Source organism: Sphingobium xenophagum (genome assembly GCF_031457465.1).
Lineage (GTDB): Bacteria > Pseudomonadota > Alphaproteobacteria > Sphingomonadales > Sphingomonadaceae > Sphingobium > Sphingobium xenophagum_A.
This window is the reverse complement of record NZ_JAVDWV010000008.1, coordinates 179,648-198,928: the sequence shown is the minus strand read 5'-3', so window position 1 is coordinate 198,928 and position 19,281 is coordinate 179,648. Positions and strand designations below refer to the sequence as shown.

At 64.7% G+C, this 19,281-nt stretch carries 26 protein-coding genes; 10 read left to right on the top strand and 16 right to left on the bottom strand.

Annotated features, from left to right (window positions below; all coding sequences use genetic code 11):
• Positions 1-25 precede the first annotated feature (25 nt).
• From J2W40_RS10405 to ygfZ, 5 genes are all read right to left on the bottom strand, one after another.
• Entirely contained in the window at positions 26-1,090 is a 1,065-nt protein-coding gene (locus J2W40_RS10405) for a DNA-directed RNA polymerase subunit alpha (RefSeq protein ID WP_037477455.1), read from the bottom strand.
• 119 nt (positions 1,091-1,209) lie between these two features.
• The gene (gene rpsK / locus J2W40_RS10400; protein WP_004208752.1) at positions 1,210-1,599 is read right to left on the bottom strand and encodes a 30S ribosomal protein S11; all 390 of its coding nucleotides are present in this window, start codon (positions 1,597-1,599) and stop codon (positions 1,210-1,212) included.
• A 78-nt stretch (positions 1,600-1,677) separates the two neighbouring features.
• Positions 1,678-2,046 carry a 30S ribosomal protein S13 gene (rpsM, locus tag J2W40_RS10395; RefSeq protein ID WP_037477457.1) on the bottom strand — a complete coding sequence of 123 codons (369 nt, stop codon included), beginning with the start codon at positions 2,044-2,046 and terminating at the stop codon, positions 1,678-1,680.
• Positions 2,047-2,253: 207 nt separating this feature from the next.
• Positions 2,254-3,021 (bottom strand): glutaminyl-peptide cyclotransferase, encoded by a 768-nt coding sequence (locus J2W40_RS10390; protein ID WP_310224388.1) that lies wholly within the window; start codon positions 3,019-3,021, stop codon positions 2,254-2,256.
• Positions 3,018-3,755, bottom strand: coding sequence for a CAF17-like 4Fe-4S cluster assembly/insertion protein YgfZ (gene ygfZ / locus J2W40_RS10385; RefSeq protein WP_310224386.1), 738 nt, complete (start codon positions 3,753-3,755; stop codon positions 3,018-3,020). Before ygfZ ends, J2W40_RS10390 begins: the two co-directional genes overlap by 4 nt.
• A 76-nt stretch (positions 3,756-3,831) precedes the next feature.
• Here ygfZ and J2W40_RS10380 point away from each other — a divergent pair, with 76 nt between their 5' ends.
• Positions 3,832-5,163, top strand: coding sequence for a dihydroorotase (locus J2W40_RS10380; RefSeq protein ID WP_310224384.1), 1,332 nt, complete (start codon positions 3,832-3,834; stop codon positions 5,161-5,163).
• Here J2W40_RS10380 and rarD read toward each other — a convergent pair.
• Positions 5,160-6,029 carry an EamA family transporter RarD gene (gene rarD, locus J2W40_RS10375; RefSeq protein WP_310224382.1) on the bottom strand — a complete coding sequence of 290 codons (870 nt, stop codon included), beginning with the start codon at positions 6,027-6,029 and terminating at the stop codon, positions 5,160-5,162. The two genes, J2W40_RS10380 and rarD, sit on opposite strands and share 4 nt — an antisense overlap.
• Positions 6,030-6,058: 29 nt before the next feature.
• Positions 6,059-6,280 carry a hypothetical protein gene (locus tag J2W40_RS10370; RefSeq protein ID WP_043150086.1) on the bottom strand — a complete coding sequence of 74 codons (222 nt, stop codon included), beginning with the start codon at positions 6,278-6,280 and terminating at the stop codon, positions 6,059-6,061.
• Positions 6,281-6,439: 159 nt separating this feature from the next.
• On the opposite strand from J2W40_RS10370, the gene J2W40_RS10365 reads away from it, so the two are divergent.
• The 8 genes from J2W40_RS10365 (at position 6,440) to J2W40_RS10330 (ending at position 12,168) form a co-directional block, all read left to right on the top strand.
• Positions 6,440-7,183, top strand: coding sequence for a hypothetical protein (locus J2W40_RS10365; protein ID WP_310224379.1), 744 nt, complete (start codon positions 6,440-6,442; stop codon positions 7,181-7,183).
• 89 nt (positions 7,184-7,272) lie between these two features.
• Positions 7,273-7,659 carry a fluoride efflux transporter CrcB gene (crcB, locus tag J2W40_RS10360; RefSeq protein WP_310224377.1) on the top strand — a complete coding sequence of 129 codons (387 nt, stop codon included), beginning with the start codon at positions 7,273-7,275 and terminating at the stop codon, positions 7,657-7,659.
• The gene (locus J2W40_RS10355; protein ID WP_310224375.1) at positions 7,656-9,110 is read left to right on the top strand and encodes an RluA family pseudouridine synthase; all 1,455 of its coding nucleotides are present in this window, start codon (positions 7,656-7,658) and stop codon (positions 9,108-9,110) included. The genes crcB and J2W40_RS10355 overlap by 4 nt, the downstream gene beginning before the upstream one ends.
• On the top strand, positions 9,107-9,709 hold the full coding sequence (locus tag J2W40_RS10350; protein WP_310224373.1) for an FMN-binding negative transcriptional regulator: 603 nt from the start codon (positions 9,107-9,109) through the stop codon (positions 9,707-9,709). The genes J2W40_RS10355 and J2W40_RS10350 overlap by 4 nt, the downstream gene beginning before the upstream one ends.
• Positions 9,706-10,365 (top strand): HAD-IA family hydrolase, encoded by a 660-nt coding sequence (locus J2W40_RS10345; protein ID WP_310224371.1) that lies wholly within the window; start codon positions 9,706-9,708, stop codon positions 10,363-10,365. The genes J2W40_RS10350 and J2W40_RS10345 overlap by 4 nt, the downstream gene beginning before the upstream one ends.
• Positions 10,362-10,616: a hypothetical protein gene (locus J2W40_RS10340; protein WP_310224369.1), complete on the top strand. Its 255-nt coding sequence runs from the start codon at positions 10,362-10,364 to the stop codon at positions 10,614-10,616. Before J2W40_RS10345 ends, J2W40_RS10340 begins: the two co-directional genes overlap by 4 nt.
• On the top strand, positions 10,613-11,302 hold the full coding sequence (locus tag J2W40_RS10335) for an ATP12 family chaperone protein (protein ID WP_310224367.1): 690 nt from the start codon (positions 10,613-10,615) through the stop codon (positions 11,300-11,302). The genes J2W40_RS10340 and J2W40_RS10335 overlap by 4 nt, the downstream gene beginning before the upstream one ends.
• 83 nt (positions 11,303-11,385) lie before the next feature.
• Entirely contained in the window at positions 11,386-12,168 is a 783-nt protein-coding gene (locus tag J2W40_RS10330) for a hypothetical protein (RefSeq protein ID WP_310224365.1), read from the top strand.
• Positions 12,169-12,201: 33 nt separating this feature from the next.
• Here the strand turns inward: J2W40_RS10330 and J2W40_RS10325 are convergent, their stop codons facing one another.
• The 3 genes from J2W40_RS10325 to J2W40_RS10315 are packed head-to-tail and all read right to left on the bottom strand — an operon-like array spanning position 12,202 to position 14,716.
• On the bottom strand, positions 12,202-12,858 hold the full coding sequence (locus J2W40_RS10325; protein WP_310224363.1) for a murein L,D-transpeptidase catalytic domain-containing protein: 657 nt from the start codon (positions 12,856-12,858) through the stop codon (positions 12,202-12,204).
• 52 nt (positions 12,859-12,910) lie between these two features.
• Entirely contained in the window at positions 12,911-13,222 is a 312-nt protein-coding gene (locus J2W40_RS10320; RefSeq protein WP_310224361.1) for a hypothetical protein, read from the bottom strand.
• A gap of 6 nt (positions 13,223-13,228) precedes the next feature.
• Entirely contained in the window at positions 13,229-14,716 is a 1,488-nt protein-coding gene (locus tag J2W40_RS10315; RefSeq protein WP_310224359.1) for a L,D-transpeptidase family protein, read from the bottom strand.
• 56 nt (positions 14,717-14,772) lie between these two features.
• Between J2W40_RS10315 and J2W40_RS10310 the strand changes: the two genes are divergently transcribed.
• Complete coding sequence (locus J2W40_RS10310) at positions 14,773-15,672, top strand: histone deacetylase family protein (protein ID WP_310224356.1); 900 nt, start codon at positions 14,773-14,775, stop codon at positions 15,670-15,672.
• Here the strand turns inward: J2W40_RS10310 and J2W40_RS10305 are convergent.
• From J2W40_RS10305 to hisH, 6 genes are all read right to left on the bottom strand, one after another.
• Positions 15,666-16,235, bottom strand: coding sequence for a hypothetical protein (locus tag J2W40_RS10305; RefSeq protein ID WP_310224354.1), 570 nt, complete (start codon positions 16,233-16,235; stop codon positions 15,666-15,668). The genes J2W40_RS10310 and J2W40_RS10305 overlap by 7 nt on opposite strands.
• Positions 16,236-16,309: 74 nt before the next feature.
• Entirely contained in the window at positions 16,310-16,630 is a 321-nt protein-coding gene (locus J2W40_RS10300; RefSeq protein WP_310224352.1) for a phosphoribosyl-ATP diphosphatase, read from the bottom strand.
• Between the two features lie 42 nt (positions 16,631-16,672).
• Positions 16,673-16,942 carry a PEP-CTERM sorting domain-containing protein gene (locus J2W40_RS10295; protein WP_310224350.1) on the bottom strand — a complete coding sequence of 90 codons (270 nt, stop codon included), beginning with the start codon at positions 16,940-16,942 and terminating at the stop codon, positions 16,673-16,675.
• A gap of 167 nt (positions 16,943-17,109) precedes the next feature.
• The gene (gene hisF, locus J2W40_RS10290) at positions 17,110-17,871 is read right to left on the bottom strand and encodes an imidazole glycerol phosphate synthase subunit HisF (RefSeq protein ID WP_310224348.1); all 762 of its coding nucleotides are present in this window, start codon (positions 17,869-17,871) and stop codon (positions 17,110-17,112) included.
• On the bottom strand, positions 17,868-18,605 hold the full coding sequence (hisA, locus tag J2W40_RS10285; protein WP_310224347.1) for a 1-(5-phosphoribosyl)-5-[(5-phosphoribosylamino)methylideneamino]imidazole-4-carboxamide isomerase: 738 nt from the start codon (positions 18,603-18,605) through the stop codon (positions 17,868-17,870). The genes hisF and hisA overlap by 4 nt, the downstream gene beginning before the upstream one ends.
• Positions 18,602-19,216, bottom strand: a complete 615-nt coding sequence (hisH, locus tag J2W40_RS10280) for an imidazole glycerol phosphate synthase subunit HisH (RefSeq protein WP_310224345.1) — start codon at positions 19,214-19,216, stop codon at positions 18,602-18,604. Before hisH ends, hisA begins: the two co-directional genes overlap by 4 nt.
• Positions 19,217-19,281: the final 65 nt, after the last annotated feature.

The window sequence follows — 19,281 nt, the reverse complement described above, 5'->3', positions numbered from 1 at the left end:
TCCCCGTGCCGGGGAGGAGTTTTCCTCAGCCCAGCAGCTCTTGTTCGAGCTTCTTGGCCATTTCCTCGATATTCTCAGGCGGCCAGCCGGGGATATCCATGCCCAGGCGCAGGCCCATGGACGACAGCACTTCCTTGATTTCGTTCAGCGATTTGCGACCGAAATTGGGAGTGCGCAGCATCTCGGCTTCAGTCTTCTGGACCAGATCGCCGATATAGATGATGTTGTCGTTCTTGAGGCAGTTGGCCGAGCGGACCGACAATTCCAGTTCGTCCACCTTCTTGAGAAGATAGCGGTTGATCTGGTTGGTGTCGCCTTCGCTGTCCGAGGTCGATGCGACGGCATGGCCGCCCTGCGACGGCGCTGCGGTCGGCAGTGCATCTTCGAAGTGGACGAACAGCTGGAGCTGGTCCTGCAGGATACGGGCGGCGAAGGCCACCGCGTCTTCCGGCGTGACGGTGCCGTCGGTTTCGACGGTCAGCGACAGCTTGTCATAGTCCAGTTCCTGGCCAACGCGGGTGTTATCCACCTTATAGGCGACCTGACGGACCGGCGAATAGAGCGCGTCGATCGGGATGAGGCCGATCGGCGCGTCGGCCGGGCGGTTGGCAACGGCGGGGACATAGCCCTTGCCGATGTCAGCCGTCAGTTCCATATTAAGCGTGGCGCCCTGGTCGAGATGGCAGATGACCAGATCGGGGTTCATCACCTCGATATCGCCGACGACGCTGATGTCGCCTGCCTTGACCACGGCGGGGCCAGTGGCGGAAAGCTGCAGGCGCTTTGGCCCGTCGCCTTCCATCCGCAGCGCAACCTGCTTGATGTTGAGGACGATATCGGTCACGTCCTCACGCACGCCAGCGAGCGACGAAAATTCGTGCAGGACGTTCTCGATCTTGATCGAGGTGACCGCCGCGCCCTGGAGCGAGGAAAGAAGAACCCGGCGTAGCGCGTTGCCAAGCGTCAGGCCGAAACCGCGCTCTAGTGGCTCGGCGACGAAGGTCGCCTTACGCTTGCCGTCGCTGGTTGGCTTGATTTCCAGCGCGTTGGGCTTCTTCAATTCCTGCCAGTTCTTCATGTTGACAGTCATGTAATTCCCCTGGGGATGTGGCCGAAACGCTTATGATCCTGGACCCGACAGGACGTTGCGGCCGATGCAGACGGGTAACGGGCGGCGCGTCCGCCGCCCGCCATATCGCTCAGCCGTGGTTAGACGCGGCGGCGCTTGGACGGACGCACGCCATTGTGCGGGATCGGCGTCACGTCGCGTATCGAGGTGATGTGGAAGCCGACGGCCTGCAGCGCGCGCAGAGCCGATTCACGACCCGAACCGGGGCCCTTTACTTCGACTTCCAGGGTACGAACGCCATGTTCGGCGGCCTTGCGGCCCGCGTCTTCGGCGCACACCTGAGCGGCGTACGGGGTCGACTTGCGGCTGCCCTTGAACCCCATCATGCCGGCCGAGGACCAGGAAATCGCATTGCCCTGGGCGTCGGTGATGGTCACCATGGTGTTGTTGAAGCTGGCGTTGACGTGCGCGACGCCGGCCGAGATATTCTTGCGCTCACGGCGCTTAATGCGCTGGGGTTCGCGTGCCATTTTGCTCTATCCTACTGAAATCGTTTAAAAGGAGAAGTCGCCGGAGGGTCAGGCCAAAAGGCTTGAGACCCTCAACGATTACTTCTTCTTACCGGCAATCGCCTTTGCCTTGCCCTTGCGGGTGCGCGCATTGGTGTGCGTGCGCTGGCCACGAACCGGCAGACCCTTACGATGACGCAGGCCGCGATAGCAGGCCAGATCCATCAGGCGCTTGATGTTCATCGCGGTGTTGCGACGCAGATCGCCCTCGACCGTCAGGTCGGCGTCGATGGTTTCACGGATCTGGAGCACTTCGGCGTCCGAAAGATCCTGAATACGACGGCTCTGGTCGATGCCGAGCTTGGTGGCGATATCAACGGCGGTCTTGCGACCAATGCCGTGAATGTAGGTGAGCGCGATGATTACGCGCTTGTTGGTCGGGATGTTAACACCCGCAATACGTGCCATGGTACTTAAATCTCCTGCTCCACGGGGCGATTGGCGTCACCCCATCTCAAAGCGTCAAAGGCCGGTTTTCCTGGCGGAAAAGCGCGATCCATACTATCCTCCGAGACGCAAAAAAGACGGTCAGTGCACAAAGCACTGCCGGTCACCTGCGTGTCGGGATCGGTCGCCACTAGCGATTCGGTCGCTTCCTGTCAACCGCATGACACTCTATTCGGCAGGGCGGGCAACCTTGATCTCGAAGAGTTTGGGCCAGTTCTTTCCGGTCACGAACAGCCGGTCCCTTTTACTGTCCCAGGCGATGCCGTTGGCCACCGCCTCGCTGTTCGTCACCCCGGCCGCTTTACGCAGCGCGGCGATATCGAGCCAGTCGATCACCGCGCCATTGCTTGGGTCGATCCGGGCAATCTTCGTGTCATACCAGATATTGGCCCAGATTTCGCCGCGGACATATTCCAGTTCGTTCAGTCGATCGACCGTCCGGCCGTTCCAGCTTACGGTAATACGGCGCTGCTCGGTCAGCGTGTCGGGGTCGAGGAAGCGCAGTTGCGCGGTGCCATCGCTCATGATCAGGCTCTTACCGTCCTGAGTCAGGCCCCAGCCTTCGCCTTCATAGCGGAAGTCGGCGATCGGCGCGAAATCGTCGAGCCGCCAGACGAAACCGCGCCGGTGCCGCCAGGTCAGGCTGACGATCCGGTCGTTCCAGTTGACCATGCCCTCACCGAAATAGGGCGGTTCGATCACGCGGCGCTGGAGGATTTTCCCGGTCTTGAGCGCGACCTTGCGAATGTCCGACCGGCCCTCCAGCCCCGTGCTTTCATACAGCGCACCGTCGTGGAAGAAGAGGCCCTGGGTAAAGGCCGTCCTGTCATGCGGGTAGGTTTTGACCAGCGTCCAGGACGTGTCGGCCATGGCTGGCGTGACGATGAGGGCAAGCACCGCAACAAGAAGCGTCCGCCACAGGGGCCGGTAGCTCATTCCGCCACCTGTGCCGCGATCGCCTGGGCCAGCCAGTCCGGCAGCCGCGCGGGGTCCAGATCCTCCACCCGCCGCAATTCGATCGACAGGCCAAGGTCGGGCAAGGCGGCCCGCTGGCGCTTCTCCTCGGCCTGCGCCAGCGGCACCGCGACCAGCCGCCGGTTCACCTTGGCGCGATAATGCATCCGCGCGGTATTTTCCTGACCGACATAGCAGCCCTTGTCATAATCGACGCCATGCAGCTCCCCGGCATTGGTTTCGAGCCAGAGCGTCTGGTCCTGCCCCAGTTCCCCCACCCCTTCGAACACGCCGATCGCCAGCCGATGCGCGCGGAAGGCGGCAGAGGCATCCCCCTCCCCCGCTGGCGCGATCCAGCGATGGCCGAGTGCTGGCAGGCGCGGGTCAAGCGGCCTGTCTAGGGCTTCTGGTGACCAATGCACCGCCAGCGCATCGTCCCGCGCGATCACGACCTTGCGGCGCAGGCGATAGAGGGTGAGGCGCTTGGCCAGCGCCTCGGCTTGCGCCGCCTCGCAGTCGATCAGCACATCCTCGCCGTCTCCCCATAGCAGGAAGTCGAACAGCGCCTTGCCCTGCGGCGTCAACAGCCCGGTCCAGCGCGCCTCCCCCGGCTTGAGCGTCAGGACGTCGCGGGTCAGCAGCCCTTGCAGGAAGGGCTTGGCCTCCTCGCCTGAAATTCTGAGGAGCGCGCGGTCGGTGAGGGTGGTGCCGGTCATCGGCTTTAGGTAGGACAGTCGCGCTGAATAACCAACCCGTTCGGGCCGAGCGGGTTTTGACAAGCGGAACCACGCCATGACCCAGACTTTCGACCTGATCCTCAAGAACGGCACCGTCCATACACCGGGTGGCGCGGAGCAGACGGACGTGGGCGTGCGCGGGGGAAAGATCGTCGCGATCGGTTCCGGCCTGGGTGATGCGGGCGAGGTGATCGACTGTAGCGGGCTGGACGTGCTGCCCGGCTGCATCGACAGCCAGGTGCATTTCCGCGAACCGGGCCTGGAACATAAGGAAGACCTGGAATCAGGCAGCCGCGCGGCGGTGCTGGGCGGGGTGACCGCCGTGTTCGAAATGCCCAACACCAATCCCAACACCGACACCGCCGCGCGCGTCCATGACAAGCTGGTCCGCGCCCGGCATCGCATGTGGTGCGACCATGCCTTTTATGTCGGCGCGACGGCGGACAATGCCGAACAGTTGCGCGAGCTGGAACGCATCCCCGGCACGGCGGGGGTCAAGATCTTCATGGGTGCCTCGACCGGCAGCCTGCTGGTCGATGATGATGATGCGCTGTCGCGCGTGCTCGCCAGCGGCACCCGCCGCGTCGCCATCCATGCCGAGGACGAAGCGCGGATGAACGCGCGCAAAGACTATCGGGTGCAAGGCGACCCATCGTCTCATCCGGTCTGGCGCGACGATGAAAGCGCGATGCTCGCGACCAAGCGGATCATCGCGCTCGCCCGCGCCGCGCGGCGGCGCATCCATATCCTGCACATCACGACGCCGGCCGAGCTGGAATATATCGGCCAGAACAAGGATATCGCCACCTGCGAAGTGACGCCGCAGCATCTGACGCTGGCGGGGGAGGATGCCTATCCGCGCCTTGGCAGCTATGCGCAGATGAACCCGCCGATCCGCAGCGCCGCGCATCGCGACGGGCTGTGGCAGTGGCTTAATCAGGGCGTGCCCGACGTGCTGGGCAGCGACCATGCGCCGCACACGATCGAGGAAAAGGGCAAGACTTATCCCGCAAGCCCCAGCGGCATGCCGGGGGTGCAGACGCTCGTGCCGCTGTTGCTCAACCATGTGGCAGAGGGGCGGCTGACGCTGCGCCGCTTCATCGAACTCACCTCGTCGGGACCGCAGCGGGTGTTCGGACTGGTCGGCAAGGGCCGCATCGCGCTTGGCTATGATGCCGATTTTACCGTGGTGGACCTCAAGAAGCGCTGGACCGTGGGCAAGGACTGGCTTGCCTCGCGCTGCGACTGGTCGCCGTTCGAGGGGATGGACCTGACCGGCAAGGCGGTCGGCACCATCATCCGCGGCCATCGCGTGATGTGGGGAGATGCGCTGGCCGACGCTGCCGTGGGCGAACCGGTGCGGTTCGAGGCGACCGAATTTTCCTAAGCCGTCACGACCCGATTGCGGCGGGCGGCCTTCACGCTGTCCGTCGCGAACAGGATGAGGCCGACCCAGATCAGGCCGAAGCTCAGCATTTGACCTAAGCTCAGCGTCTCGCCGAACAGCACGACACCGCAGATAAATTGCAGCGTGGGTGCGAGATATTGCAGCACGCCCAGCGTCGCCATGGGCAGGCTGCGCGCGGCCGTGGCGAACAGCACCAGCGGCACGGTGGTCACTACGCCTGCGATGATGAGCAAGGCGGTGATGGACATGTCCTGTCCAAAGCCGATGGGGCCACGGCTCGCTTCCCAGACGAGATAGGCGACCGCCAGCGGCGCGAGGAGCAAGGTTTCTACCCCCAGCCCCGTCATCGGTGCTACCGGCGTCATCTTGCGGATCAGCGCGTAGAAGGCGAAGCTGAAGGCGAGCGTCAGGCTGATCCACAGGGTCGTGATCGCGGACGCCGCCAATATGGCGACCCCCACTGCGGCAAAGCCAATCGCCAGCATCTGCCCGCGCCGCAGCCGTTCCTTCAGCACTAGCACGCCCAGCGCCACATTGACCAGCGGGTTGAGGAAATAACCAAGGCTGGTCGCCACGACATGGCCGTCATTGACCGCCCAGACATAGACCAGCCAGTTGATCGCGATCATCACCGCCGATCCAGCCAGCGCCAGCAGCAGGCGACGGTCGCGCAGCACGGCGATCATCGGGCCGATGCCGTTACGCAGCGCCAGCAGGGTCAGGATCAGCAGCAGCGACCAGAGGATGCGCTGGGTAACGATTTCGACCGGATCGACATGGTGCAGCAGCCGGAAGAAGATCGGCAGCAGCCCCCAAAGCCCATAAGCGCCCAGCGCCGCGAGCAATCCCCGGCGTGTACTGGCGTCCGCGTCGGTCAGATAAGCCCCCCGCCCATGAACAGCCGCAACGCGCCGAACGCCGCGACGATCAGGCAGAAATTGCGGCCACCATTTTTCGAGGAGAACATGCCGATAAAGGCGCCGAACAGCGCCATGGGCACGAAGATCCAGTTGAGCGCGCCCAGAAACGGAAAGACCGCCGGGATCATCATGATAAGGGTGACAAGGCCGATAAAGCCGGACAAGATATTGAGCATGATGGTCAGATGATCCTTTCGCCGCGCGCGAACAAGTCGGTCGACAGGGCCAATGCGCAGAAACTGGCCTTGCGATAGGGGAATTTTTCGGGATTCACCAAAAGTCCTAACGAAAAATTAACCTCCGTTCTTCATGGCTTGTTTACGAAGGAGTGAAGAATGGCGTTTTTCCGGTCTGTTTCCCTGCTCACGCTTATGGTTGGCCTGGCCGCCTGCGGCAAGGGCGACAAGGACGCCAATCTCGCCGCGCTCGACGCGCAACTCACCAACAATGCGGTCGACCCGGCGCTCAAGGGCGCGCTGGCCGACCCGATCGTGGTCGATCCGCAACTGGTGGGCCAGTCCAACCGCAACGCCGTGCGCCCCGCCGACCAGCCCGCCAATGGCGCAGTGCCGGTGCTGTCGGGCGATGCCGGTGCGGCCCAGGCGCAAGCGGTCAAGCAGGCGGGCGGCAAGCTGCTCCCTGCGCCTGCCGCCAGCGAAGGCACCGCCATGGCGTCGAGCGTCACGCTGGGTGCCGTCGCGCGCGAACAGGCGACGCGGCGCGGCGGCACGGCCAATTGCTCGAAGAAACTCGCTTATGGCATGGAATGGGCGCAGCGCCTGCCCGACCCCTTCGCCCTTTATCCCGGCGCGCAGCTGACCGAAGCGGCAGGCGCGGAGACCGACGGCTGCACCCTGCGCGCGGCCAGTTTCGTTACCCCCGCCCCACGCCAGGGCGTGATGGACTATTATTATACCGTGGCCCGCCGCGCGGGTTACGACGGCGAGCATAAGATATTGGGCGGCGACCATGTGCTGGGCGGCACGCGCAAGGCCGATGGCAGCGCCTATTTCATCCTCTTCACCGATGCGCCCGGCGGCAAGACCGGCGTGGACATCATCGCCGACAACGGAAAGTAACGGGCGTCCGCTTCCTGCGCTTGAGGCGCAGGAAGACTGTTTCACCATCGACCTTTCCCCTTTGGCGGAATCGCTATAGGGCGATAGTCATGACCAATATCTTTCTTGTAATGGGCGGCGGCGCGATTGGCGCGGCGCTGCGCTACCAGCTTGGCCGCTTCGCCGGGCATTTGACCCCCGGCGCGACCTGGCCCTGGGGCACCTTTGCCGCCAATCTGATCGGCGGCTTCGCCATGGGGCTGCTCGCCGGATGGCTGGCGCGCGGCAGCGCGGTGGCGGGCGAACCGATCCGGCTGCTGCTTGGCGTCGGCCTGCTCGGCGGCTTCACCACCTTTTCCGCCTTCAGCCTGGAAACGCTGCTGATGTTCGAACGCGGCCAGATGATCGTCGCGCTGGGCTATGCGCTGGCATCGGTGATCGGCGCGGTCGTGGCGTTGGCGCTTGGCCTTAGCGTGATGCGGAGTGTCGTGGCATGAAGGGCCGTCCCCCACCCAAGAGCGACGCCCCGCGCGGTCGCAAGCCTGCCGCACCCGGCAAATCCACGGGCGGCAAGCCCGCTGGGAGCAAGGCAGGGTTCGGCAAGGCCGCTGATGGCAAGCCCGGCGGCGGTGCCAGATCCTTTTCCAAGCCATCGGGTGCGCCCGGTCGCGCCCGTGGCGGGGCCAAGGCGGCAACCGCACGCAAGGGCGAAGGCGGCAAGCCCGCCTTCAAGGCCCCCTTCAAATCCGGCGCAAAGCCAGCGGGCAAGCCAGCCGCCAAAGCGGCGGTGGCGAAAGTCGCCACCGTACCATCCACGCCTGCAAAGCCCAGCGTGGCCAAGGGCGTCTCTCTCGACGTGCGGCAATATCGGGTGCAGCCCGACGATGACGGCATCCGCCTCGACCGCTGGTTCCAGCGGCATTTGCCCGATGTCGGCTTCAACATCGTGTCGCGCTGGTCGCGCACGGGTCAGTTGCGCATCGACGGCGCGCGTGCCGCGCCGGGCGACCGCGTTGCCGAAGGGCAGATGATCCGCGTGCCGCCCGCCGAGGCCAAGGCACCCGCCGCCGAACGCCCCAAGCGCGAGCGCGTCATCGACCTGACCGAGGATGAGATCGCTTTCGTCCAGGAGATGGTGATCCATCGCGACGCGCAGGCGATCGTCATCAACAAGCCGCCCGGCCTTTCGACGCAGGGCGGCACAAGGACCGACGAGCATGTCGACAAGCTGCTCGACGGCCTGATGTTCGATTCCGAATCGCGCCCCAAGCTGGTCCACCGGCTGGACAAGGACACGTCGGGCGCGCTCCTCATCGCCCGCACGAGCCGCGCCGCCGCGCATTTCGCCAAGGCCTTTTCCAGCCGTACCGCGCGCAAGGTCTATTGGGCGCTGGTAATCGGCGTGCCGTCCATCTCGGACGGGATGATCGAACTGCCGCTCGCCAAGCAGCCGGGCACCGGCGGCGAGAAGATGCATGTCGATGAGGAAGAGGGCCTGCCCGCCCGCACCCGCTATCGCATCATCGAGCGCGCGGGCAACCGCGCCTGCTGGGTAGAGCTGCAACCCTATACCGGCCGCACCCACCAGTTGCGCGTGCATCTGGCGGCGATCGGCCATCCGATCGTGGGCGACGGCAAATATGGCGGCAAGGACAGTTTCCTGACTGGCTCGATCAGCCGCAAGATGCATCTTCACGCGCGCCGCATCCGCGTCGATCATCCTGATGGCGGCCGCGTCGACGTGATGGCCGAGCCGCCGACGCATTTCGCCGCGAGCCTTGCCGACATGGGCTTCGACCTCAGCCTTGGCGACATGCTGCTCGACGATGAGATCGACCGGACCCCAACCCGCGAGGATGAAAAGAAGTTCGCGCGCCAGCATGCCAAGCAGGTCCGCAAGGACCGCAAGGGCGAACGCCGGTCGCGCGGAGGTTCTCGCGACGAATGACGCCGGGCGCGCCCTATCGCTGGACCGATCAGGCCGCGATCCGTGATTTCGTGACACAGACGGGCTTCGGCCTGCTCTGCGTCGCTGCCTCCGATCGGATGCATGTCGTCCATTTGCCGCTCATCTGGCTGGACGAGCGGCGGATCGGCCTGCACCTCCATCGCGCCAACCCGATCGTGCCGCATCTCGACGGGCAGGACGCGCTGATCGTCGTTACCGGCGATCAGGCCTATATCAGCCCCGACTGGTATGGCCTGCCCGACAAGGTGCCGACCTGGAACTATGTCGCGGCCGAACTGCGCGGGCCGATAGCGCGATTGGACAAAGCCGAAACCATCGCGCAGATCGACGCGCTGAGCCACGAGCAGGAGCGGCGGCTCGCACCCAAGCCGCTATGGACGCGCGACAAGATGAGCGATGGCCTGTTCGACAAGACGATGACCGGGCTGGTCGGCTTTGCGATGCAGGTCGAGGCTATGCACGGCACCGCCAAGCTGGGGCAGGACAAGCCCGAAGCGGCGCGCAGCGGGGTCGCCGACGCGCTCGACGCGGTGGGCGGAGGCGCGCTGGCGTCGCTGATGCGGGGGACATTGGCATGAGCAATCCGCTTGTCGTGTTCGATTGCGACGGGACGCTGGTCGATAGCCAGCATAGCATCTGCACCGCCATGACCCGCACGTTCGAGGAAGCCAAGCTGGCCCCGCCCGACCGGCCCGCCATCCTCTCGGTCGTCGGCCTGTCGCTGCCGCTCGCCATCGCGCGGCTGTTGCCGGACGCGGAAGCGGATTTCCACGATCATCTCTCCGACCGCTACAAGCTGGCGTTCCAGGCGATGCGTCGGGAAGAGGGCGTGTGCGAACCGCTCTATCCCGGCATTGCCGATCTGGTGGTGGAACTGGATGCGGCGGGCTGGCTGCTGGGTGTCGCGACCGGGAAATCCGATCGCGGGCTGGCGCTGTGCCTCACCCATCATGGCCTGATCGACCGTTTCGTCACACTCCAGACCGCCGACCGCCACCCGTCCAAGCCACATCCGTCCATGCTGCTGACCGCTATGGCCGAAGCCGGAGCCGCGCCCGACACGACGGTCATGATCGGCGACACCAGTTTCGACATCGACATGGGCGTAGCCGCGGGTGTGCGCAGCATCGGCGTCGCCTGGGGCTATCACCCACCCGCCGAACTGCTTGCATCGGGCGCGCAAGCCGTGGCGATGGACAGCGCGGCTTTGCGCAGCCATATCGGCGCGCCATGACCGATATGCCCCCAATTCCGCCCATCGATCGCGAAAAGATTGCGCGTCAGCGTCACTTCGCCATCGGCCTGTTCCGCCTGTCGGGCGCGTTCGTCGTGATGATCGGCTTCCTCGCCATCATGCAGCGTTTTTCCTGGGTTCAGGGTGACAAGGCCAAGGCATTCGGCGCGATCATGGTCGTCGTCGGCCTGTTCCAGTTCCTGGTGGTGCCGCGCCTGATGCTGGCCCTGTTCAAGCGGACCGGATCATGAAACGCTTCTACAAGGATGTGACGATCGTGGCCGAGGGCGATGGCCATGCCATTCGCCTCGACGGTCGTCCGGTCCGCACCCCTGCCCGCGCGCTGCTGACGCTGCCCACATTGGCGCTAGCGCAGGCGGTGGCCGAGGAATGGCGGGCGCAGGGGGAGACGGTCGATCCGGCGTCCATGCCGTTCACCGGCCTCGCCAATGCGGCGATCGACCATATCGTACCCAATCGCGTGCAATTTGCCGCCGGGATTGCGCGCTATGGGGAGAGCGACCTGCTCTGCTATCGCGCCCACGCGCCCGAAACGCTGGTCGCGCGACAGGCTGCTGCCTGGGACCCGCTGCTCGACTGGGCGCGCGCCCGCTATGATGTGGCATTCGTGGTGACGCAGGGCATCCTGCCGGTCGCCCAGCCCGAAGCGACGCTCGCCCGGTTGCACGCAGCGGTTGCCAGGCATGATCCGTTCAGGCTGGCGGGTCTGTCCACATTGGTGACGCTTAGCGGATCGCTGGTCTGTGGTCTTGCGGTCACGGAAAATAGTCATAGTGCTGAAGCAATATGGCAGGCAGCCGAGATAGACGAGGCCTGGCAGGCCGAACAATGGGGCGAGGATGCCGAAGCCAAAGCCCGCAGCGGACGGCGCAAAAGCGAATTTTCCATGGCCGGAGCCTTTTGCGCGATGAGCTGAGTTTGACGGGGTGGGAACTCGATCGTTCCTTCGTTCATTAAAGATGTTGCGGGGCAGCAATGATGCCCGACCAATATTTCCAGATGACGAACAAGGAGACCCTGACGTTGCCAAAGTCCGCACTGATCGCCTTTCTGACCCTTTCGACAGCGATGACCGCCTCTGCCTTCGCGCAGGAAGCGCCCGCCGCTCCAGCCGCCACGACCCCCGCTGCGCCCGCAGAGGCCGCTCCCGCCGCGACCGAAATGACGCCGGAACAGATCGCAGCGTTCAACACGGCCGTTACCGATTTCACGGCGGGCCAGAGCGCGCAGCAGAGCGGCGACAACGCCACGGCCGTTGCCAAATATGAAGCGGCCATCCCCGCCATCAAAACGGCGGTCGAATCCGACCCGTCCAAGATGGACAATGTAAACTTCCTTGCCAACGCGCTGTACGCCAATGCCGCTGCCTATGGCGCGATGGGCCAGTTGGACAAGACGATCGCCCTCTATGGCGAATCGCTGCCCCATTGGCGCAAGGTGGTGGAAGCCAAGCCGACGGACGCGGCCAGCCGCAACATCCTGGCGGGCATCCTGATCCAGATGGGCAACCAGAAGCTGGGCGCGCAGGACAAGGCTGGATCGGCACCGCTCTATAGCGAAGCGCTGACGCTGGCCCGCAAGTCGGTCGCGGAAAATGCCAGCGACAATATCAGCAAGAATATCCTGCTGTCCGCCCTGATCGGTGCAAGCCAGTCGACCAGCGACACCGCGCTTCAGGCTGAAGCGGTGGAAATGTCCAAGAAGATGCTGGCTGACGGCAGTGTTGATGCGACCAACAAGCCTTCGGCGCAGGCGCTGACCGGCGCGCCCCAGGCTGGCTAAGAGATGTAGGGTTGAAGGGGCGGTAAAGCCCCTTCAACCCGCTCCGATCTTGTCGGCATAGAGCAGCCGGCCCGTGCCGAGCAGCCCCAGCAAGTGCGGCAGCATATGCGGCGCCACCGCGAAACAGCCCTCGCTCCGGCCGCATTTGCCCCACGCGGCGATATGATCCTCGCCCACATAATCCGCGCCGTGCAGGACGATGGCGCGTGGCTCCGCATTATTATTCTGCGGGTCCAGGCCCGCGAGCCGCATCGCCTGCCCATGCTGCCCGACATACATTTCACCCGTCCGAAATGCGCCCGACGAGCTGGCCAGCGAATTGGGTTCGTTGGAGAAGCTCTGGAGCCAGCCGGAATGGGCGGGGTCCGACCCGCGACCATGCGCAACGAGATAGCTGCTGGACTGGCCGTTCATCAGATCAACGACGTGAAAGCGCAAATCCTTCGACGGCGCATCGAAATCGGCAATCGCCACCCGGTCCCGCAACAGGACAGCACCGGCATGGCGGTCCAGTGCCGCCTTCGCCCGCGCGAGCAGTCCCGCATAGGGGGGCAGCGGCGCGGCGCGCGGCATCGCAGGGACGGGTAAGGGTTGGGGCGCCGTTGGCAGCGCAGCCTTGCCCATCGTGTCGGGCATAAATGTCAGGGCGAATCCGCTTAAGGCGAATTTCGTGAAATTGCGGCGATCCATCCGCATCCTATAGCAAAGGGAACGCCCCGGTCCAAGACCGGGGCGATGCGCTTCATTCCTCCGTACCGCTCGCCTCGTCCGCTGGCTGCGCGTCATCGCGCATATCGGGCAGGCGCGCGGTCATGCCGGTCGCATCGGCGTCGTCGAGAATCTGCTGCTGCTCCGACACCGATGGCGGCGCTGCGGGCGTCGGCGCGACGGCATTGTTCGACGGCATCGGCAGGGCCGTATCCGGCTCTTCGATGATCACATTTTCGACCGGCGGTTCGACCAGATTATTGACGACGGACGCTTCCTCTTCCTTCTTGCCGCAGGCCGACAAGGCGAGGGCACCGATGAGCGCGACAAAAGCAATTTTACGCATGGGGGATCAATCCTTCAAAGCTATGGTAGCGGCGGGGGCGGCGGTGGGATCGACGCGCCGGCTCGACGCTTCGATCTTGTTCGCAAGCAGCTTGTCCCAGCCATAGGGGTCGGCACGAAAACTCATCGTGCCATTGTTGCTGGCAAAAGCGGTCCAGTAGAGCAGATAGACCGCCACTTCCTTGGGCAAGGACACGCGCTGGGTCTTGCCTTCGTCGATCAGGCTCTGGATCTGGCCATTTAATTCGGGATCGCTCGCCACCATCAGTTCGGCCAGCGACACCGGCTTTTCGAGGCGGATGCAGCCATGGCTGGCGAGCCGGTCATAGCTCGAAAATTTTCCGCGTGAGGGCGTGTCGTGCAGGTACACCGCGAACGGATTGGCGAAGTCGAACTTCAACCGGCCAAGCGCGCTGTTGGGTCCGGCGGGCTGGACGATCCGCTCGCCGCCTTCGGGCGTCTTGACGATCTTGTAGCCCTGCTTGATCAGCGTCGCCCGCCCCTTGGGGAACAACTCGCGCCGAGCGATCGACATGGGCACGTTCCACGGCGGATTGACCACGATCGAATGGATGTTCGACATCAGCATCGGCGTTGCATTGTCGGGGCTGCCCGTGACGGCGCGCATCGAACTGATCGGCTGGTCGCCTTCGAACATGGTCAGCACGGCCGCCGCGATATTCACCTGCACCCGGTTGACCGGCAGGTTGCGCGGCATCCAGCGCCACCGCTCCATATTCGCCATGATTGCCGCGATCCGGTCATCCATGCTGACGTTGAGCGCCGCCAGCGTGCGCGTGTCGAGCAGGCCGGTGGGGTTGAGGCCATAGCGGCGCTGCGCGCGCTGCAATATGTCGCTCAGCTTCTCGCCCGGCGTCACCGCGCTATCCTCGATCGCGATGCGCGCGCGCACCACATCGGGCGCGGACTGCGCGGTCAAGGTCGGCCAGCCGCCTTGATCGCGAATCGCTTCATAGCGGACCAGCCCCTTGCGCAGCCCGTCATAGCCCGCATAGGGCGGGGTCAGGCTATTTGCCCATTGCGCCAGCCGATCCTCGGCCACAGCGCGGGCGAGCGAAGGACGCGGATCAAAGGGCGCGGGGCGCAGCGCCCAGACTTCCAGGAAATCGGCGGTATCGACGCGCCCGGTGGACAGCGCCTTGGCCCGGTCCAGCACAGCGCGCACCAGCGCTTCGCCAGACAATGGCCCGCTTGCCTTCTGTCGCGCCATCAGCCCCTGCGCCGCCCCCTGCTTCAACCAGTCATTGGCCCACGCCTCCTGCGCCGCCGACAAGGGCGGGATCGGTGCGGGCAAGGGCGCGGCCGGAATCGCCTGCACCATGCCGGGCGCGGGCGAAGTCGGCGCGGGTTGCGCTGGCGTGGGCAGGGTCGGTGCTACGACGGGCGGTGCAGCGACGCTTGGTGTAGCCAAGGAAAGGGTACTGGCACCAAGCAAGGCCAGCAACGGGATACGGATCAGGGGGGAGCGGTTCATGCTGGACCAGATAGCGCAAAGCGGCCATCGTTCAAACGACCATAGCGGAAAAGATCATGCTGCACGTTGTTCACCATTCCGCCTATGTCTCCCCAGCAACACCCGGCAGCCGTTTCCGTTTCGATAAATATGGGCTGGTGATGGAAGCGCTGCGCGAATCCGGCGCGCCCTTTACCCTACATCAGCCCGACCCGATGCCGCGCATCTGGATCGAGGCGGTGCATGATCCTGCCTATGTCGAGCAGGTCGTGACCCTGTCCGTCCCGCCCGACAAGGAACGGCGGATCGGCTTTGCCGTCACGGAACGGGTGATGCGTCGATCACTGCTGTCGCCCGGCGGCACCTGGGCGGCGGCGCGGCTGGCGCTGGCGCATGGCTATGGCGCCAATGCAGCAGGCGGCAGCCATCATGCACTAGCCGATAGTGGCGCGGGCTATTGCGTATTCAATGACCTCGCCATTGCCGCCCATCGGCTGATCGCGGAAGGGGACGCTGCGCGTATTCTGATCCTCGATCTCGACGTGCATCAGGGCGACGGCACTGCGTCCCTGATGGCGGGGCGGGGCGACATCTTCACCCTGTCGATCCATGCCGACAAGAATTTCCCGGTGCGCAAGGCGCGCTCGACGCTCGACATCGCTCTGCCCGACGGGGTGGAGGATACGGCTTATGCGGCGATCCTCGCCGACACGCTGCCACCCATTCTCGACGACTTCGCGCCCGACCTCATTCTTTACCAGGCTGGCGTCGATCCGCACGCCGACGACCGGCTGGGGCGACTGGCGCTAAGCGATGCCGGGCTGGATGCGCGCGACCGCTATGTGATGCGCCAGGCCAAAGCGCGGGGCATCCCGCTCGCCAGCACCATGGGCGGCGGCTATGGCGAGGACCGGATGCTGGTCGCCCGCCGCCACGCCGCCTGCATGATCCGCCTGGCGCAAGAAGCGGCTCAGTGAACGGGGTCAGTGCCCAATAATTCGGCCTTGGTCTCCATCAGCTTGGCAGCGATGACGCCCGCCAGTGCGACACCGACAAAGTCGCTAAACGCCAGATAGAGAATGTAACCCCAGGGTGCATGATTGAACACGGCCTGGCCGACATGCATCCACAACACGGCAGCCAGCGGGAACAGGATCGCCACGCGCATCCGATCGCCAAAATTGGTCGCGATAAAGCGCAACGCCATGGCGATGATCACGCCGACGATCAGCGCCAGAATCAATCCGCCGATCAGCGCGCCGCTGTCCATCACTGGAAAGCCGCCCTCATTATAGAAGATCTGCGCGACTGGCCCCTTGCCGTATAGCACGGTGCCCTGCGCCGAGGAGGGGTCGGGAATGGTATAGACGCCGGTGCCGGTGGGCGTCAGCGCCTGGGCCATCGCGGCCTGCAAATTGGCGCTCGCTTGCTCGTCGGTGCGGCTGAGCGCCAGTGCGCTGAGCGGCGTGCCCCAGAAGATGAAGCCGGTAATGAACAAGGCGAACCCGCCGACCAAGCCGCCAATAACAGTACGAACCATGACAATCTCCCCCTCAAGGATAGTAAGCTGACGCCCAAACGCTTGGCGCGCAACATCTATCCGATGGAAAAGAGTTAGTCGGTTGGACGCGCGGCCTTTTCGGCGATGCCTGATACGCCTTCGCGGCGGTCGAGTTCGTCCATCACATCGTCCAGGCTGATATCGAGATCTGTCAGCAGCACGATGAGGTGAAATAACAGGTCGGCGCTTTCGCCAATCGCGGCCATTCGGTCCCCCGTCATCGCAGCGATGACGGTTTCGACCGCTTCCTCCCCGACCTTCTGCGCCATGGTGCCGCGCCCACGGGCCGTCAGCTTGGCGACATAGGAAGTGGATGGATCAGCCGTCCGCCGCTGGCGGATCGTCTGCTCAAGGGTATGAAGGGTTGCGCGCATGTCGCGCATCAAGCGGTCCGCGCGCAACCCGTCAATCGAAAATTACTTGCGCTTGCGCCGACCCACCACGACGCGGCCGACCAGAACTGCCGCACCCATGGCGAACAGCGCCATCTGTTCGGGTTCAGGCACCGGCGTCGGCGTACCACCCGACGATCCACCCGTGCTCGTGCCGCCCGTGCTGCTGCCGCCCGACGAGCCGGTGTTGCACTTGCCAAACAAGCACCAGAATGTGGCAGACGCCGGTGCAGGCACCGCGACGCCCATCAGTGCAGCGGCCCCAGCCGCCAGAAGCATGTTGTTCAATTTCATCGCTTTTACCCTCCCTGCGCTCGACCCCCATTGGTCGACGCTCGCGAAAGGAGGTAATGCAGGCCGTGTGCCAAATGACCAAAGCCACGTATTTCAGACAAAAATCTCGGTTAACGGCTTTTTGGCGGATATGGTTACTGTAAGGTAAATCGACGCTTTCGATCTGTTCAGCCGCGCACCGGCACGCCCGCCGCCGCCAACGCCCGATGCGCCTCGCCAATCGTATGTTGGCCAAAATGGAAGATCGACGCCGCCAGCACGGCGCTGGCATGCCCCAATGTGACGCCCTCCACCAGATGATCGAGCGTGCCGACGCCCCCGCTGGCGATCACCGGCACCGATACCGCATCGGCAATCGCGCGGGTCAGCGCCAGGTCATAGCCTTTGCGCGTGCCATCGCCATCCATCGAGGTGACGAGCAACTCACCCGCGCCCAGTTCCGCCAGCCGCAGCGCATGCGCCAGCGCGTCGATCCCGGTCGGCTGACGCCCGCCATGGGTGAAAATTTCCCAGCGGCCTTCCGCGACCTGGCGCGCATCGACCGATCCGACGATGCACTGGCTGCCGAAGCGATCGGCGATGTCGGCCACTAGTTCGGGCCGCACCACCGCGGCGCTGTTGACCGCCACCTTGTCCGCCCCCGCCAGTAGCAGCGCGCGCGCATCCTCGGCACTGCGCACCCCGCCGCCGACCGTCACCGGCATGAAGCAGACTTCCGCCGTGCGCCGCACGACATCAAGGATGGTCCCGCGCGCTTCATGCGTCGCGGTGATATCCAGAAAGCATAGTTCGTCCGCCCCGGCCGCATCATAGAGTCGCGCCTGCTCGACCGGATCGCCCGCATCCTTCAAATCAACGAAATTGACGCCCTTGACCACGCGCCCATTGGCAACGTCGAGACAGGGGATGACCCGCGTGCGGACGGTCACGCCGCCGCCCGCGCCACCGCCATCGCGGCCTTCAGGTCCAGTCGCCCGTCATAGAGCGCGCGGCCCGTGATCACGCCTTCGATCCCGTCGTCCGCATGCAGGCTTAATATGCGAATGTCAGCGATGCCCGCCACGCCGCCGCTGGCGATCACCGGAATGTCAGTCGCCCGCGCCAGTTCAACGGTGGCGTCGATGTTGCAGCCCTTGAGCATCCCGTCGCGGCCGACATCAGTGAAGAGCAGGCTGGCGACGCCCGCATCCTCGAACCGGCGGGCAAGATCGATCACCGGCATGTCGGACTTTTCGGCCCAGCCGTCGGTCGCGACGAAGCCGTCGCGCGCATCGACCGCCACCACGATACCGCCGGGAAAATCACGCGCGGCCATCTTCACGAACATTGGGTCTTTGAGCGCCGCCGTGCCGATCACGATCCGCGAGACGCCAAGGTCGAACCAGCGCTCTACCGCCTCGCGGTTGCGGATGCCGCCGCCCAACTGGACATGGCCGGGGAAGGTTTCCACGATCTTCTCGACCGCATCAGCATTGACCGCGCGCCCCGCAAAGCTGCCATCCAGATCCACGACATGGATATGCTGCGCACCCGCCTGCGCGAACAGCATCGCCTGCGCAGCGGGATCGTCGCCATAGACGGTGGCACGGTCCATATCGCCCTCGGCCAGGCGGACGACCTGGCCATTTTTCAGGTCGATGGCGGGAAAGACGATAAGGCTCAAGGACACCACTCCAGAAAGCGCGAAAGAAAGGAAAGGCCGTAGGATTGGCTCTTTTCCGGGTGGAACTGGCAGCCGATGATCGTGTCGCGCGCCACCGCCGCGACCAGCGGGCCGCCATGGCTGGTGACCGCCGCGACATGCGCGGGGTCGGTCGCTTCGAAATGATAGCTATGCAGAAAATAGGCCTCGCCCGGCTCCAGCAACGGCGGCGTCCCCTGCAGGATCACATCGTTCCAGCCCATATGCGGCACCTTGATGCCGGGCTCGGCCGGTTCGATCAGCCGCACTGTGCCCGGTATCCAGCCCAGCCCGTCATGCCGCCCGAATTCCTCGCCCGCGTCGGCGAGCAACTGCATCCCGACGCATACGCCCAGGAACGGCACCGCGCGGCTGCCCACCGCCTCGCCCATCGCTTCGACCATGCCGGGGATCGCCACCAGCGCGTCGCGACAGGCACGAAATGCGCCTACGCCGGGCAGGACGATGCGATCAGCCCGGTGGACCAGATCGGCGTCGGCGGTAATGACGACATCCTGCGCGCCTGCCTTGCGCAGGGCATTATGCACCGAATGGAGATTGCCCGCGCCATAGTCGATCAGGGCAATGGTCATCGGCCCGATGTCTCCACCCGCTTATCGGCCATCATCCATCCTCCCCTGCAAGGAGAGGGGGACCA

Bases quoted from the DNA above. Each gene is read 5' to 3' on its own strand.
- J2W40_RS10405 (WP_037477455.1), bottom strand. From the start codon at position 1,090: ATGACTGTCAACATGAAGAACTGGCAGGAATTGAAGAAGCCCAACGCG.
- J2W40_RS10355 (WP_310224375.1), top strand. From the start codon at position 7,656: ATGAAGGGCCGTCCCCCACCCAAGAGCGACGCCCCGCGCGGTCGCAAG.
- J2W40_RS10315 (WP_310224359.1), bottom strand. From the start codon at position 14,716: ATGAACCGCTCCCCCCTGATCCGTATCCCGTTGCTGGCCTTGCTTGGT.
- J2W40_RS10370 (WP_043150086.1), bottom strand. From the start codon at position 6,280: ATGCTCAATATCTTGTCCGGCTTTATCGGCCTTGTCACCCTTATCATG.
- ygfZ (WP_310224386.1), bottom strand. From the start codon at position 3,755: ATGACCGGCACCACCCTCACCGACCGCGCGCTCCTCAGAATTTCAGGC.
- crcB (WP_310224377.1), top strand. From the start codon at position 7,273: ATGACCAATATCTTTCTTGTAATGGGCGGCGGCGCGATTGGCGCGGCG.
- J2W40_RS10295 (WP_310224350.1), bottom strand. From the start codon at position 16,942: ATGAAATTGAACAACATGCTTCTGGCGGCTGGGGCCGCTGCACTGATG.
- J2W40_RS10330 (WP_310224365.1), top strand. From the start codon at position 11,386: ATGACGAACAAGGAGACCCTGACGTTGCCAAAGTCCGCACTGATCGCC.
- rpsM (WP_037477457.1), bottom strand. From the start codon at position 2,046: ATGGCACGTATTGCGGGTGTTAACATCCCGACCAACAAGCGCGTAATC.
- J2W40_RS10340 (WP_310224369.1), top strand. From the start codon at position 10,362: ATGACCGATATGCCCCCAATTCCGCCCATCGATCGCGAAAAGATTGCG.
- hisH (WP_310224345.1), bottom strand. From the start codon at position 19,216: ATGACCATTGCCCTGATCGACTATGGCGCGGGCAATCTCCATTCGGTG.
- J2W40_RS10350 (WP_310224373.1), top strand. From the start codon at position 9,107: ATGACGCCGGGCGCGCCCTATCGCTGGACCGATCAGGCCGCGATCCGT.
- J2W40_RS10305 (WP_310224354.1), bottom strand. From the start codon at position 16,235: ATGGTTCGTACTGTTATTGGCGGCTTGGTCGGCGGGTTCGCCTTGTTC.
- J2W40_RS10310 (WP_310224356.1), top strand. From the start codon at position 14,773: ATGCTGCACGTTGTTCACCATTCCGCCTATGTCTCCCCAGCAACACCC.
- rpsK (WP_004208752.1), bottom strand. From the start codon at position 1,599: ATGGCACGCGAACCCCAGCGCATTAAGCGCCGTGAGCGCAAGAATATC.
- J2W40_RS10380 (WP_310224384.1), top strand. From the start codon at position 3,832: ATGACCCAGACTTTCGACCTGATCCTCAAGAACGGCACCGTCCATACA.
- J2W40_RS10300 (WP_310224352.1), bottom strand. From the start codon at position 16,630: ATGCGCGCAACCCTTCATACCCTTGAGCAGACGATCCGCCAGCGGCGG.
- J2W40_RS10325 (WP_310224363.1), bottom strand. From the start codon at position 12,858: ATGGATCGCCGCAATTTCACGAAATTCGCCTTAAGCGGATTCGCCCTG.
- J2W40_RS10365 (WP_310224379.1), top strand. From the start codon at position 6,440: ATGGCGTTTTTCCGGTCTGTTTCCCTGCTCACGCTTATGGTTGGCCTG.
- J2W40_RS10320 (WP_310224361.1), bottom strand. From the start codon at position 13,222: ATGCGTAAAATTGCTTTTGTCGCGCTCATCGGTGCCCTCGCCTTGTCG.
- J2W40_RS10335 (WP_310224367.1), top strand. From the start codon at position 10,613: ATGAAACGCTTCTACAAGGATGTGACGATCGTGGCCGAGGGCGATGGC.
- J2W40_RS10345 (WP_310224371.1), top strand. From the start codon at position 9,706: ATGAGCAATCCGCTTGTCGTGTTCGATTGCGACGGGACGCTGGTCGAT.
- J2W40_RS10390 (WP_310224388.1), bottom strand. From the start codon at position 3,021: ATGAGCTACCGGCCCCTGTGGCGGACGCTTCTTGTTGCGGTGCTTGCC.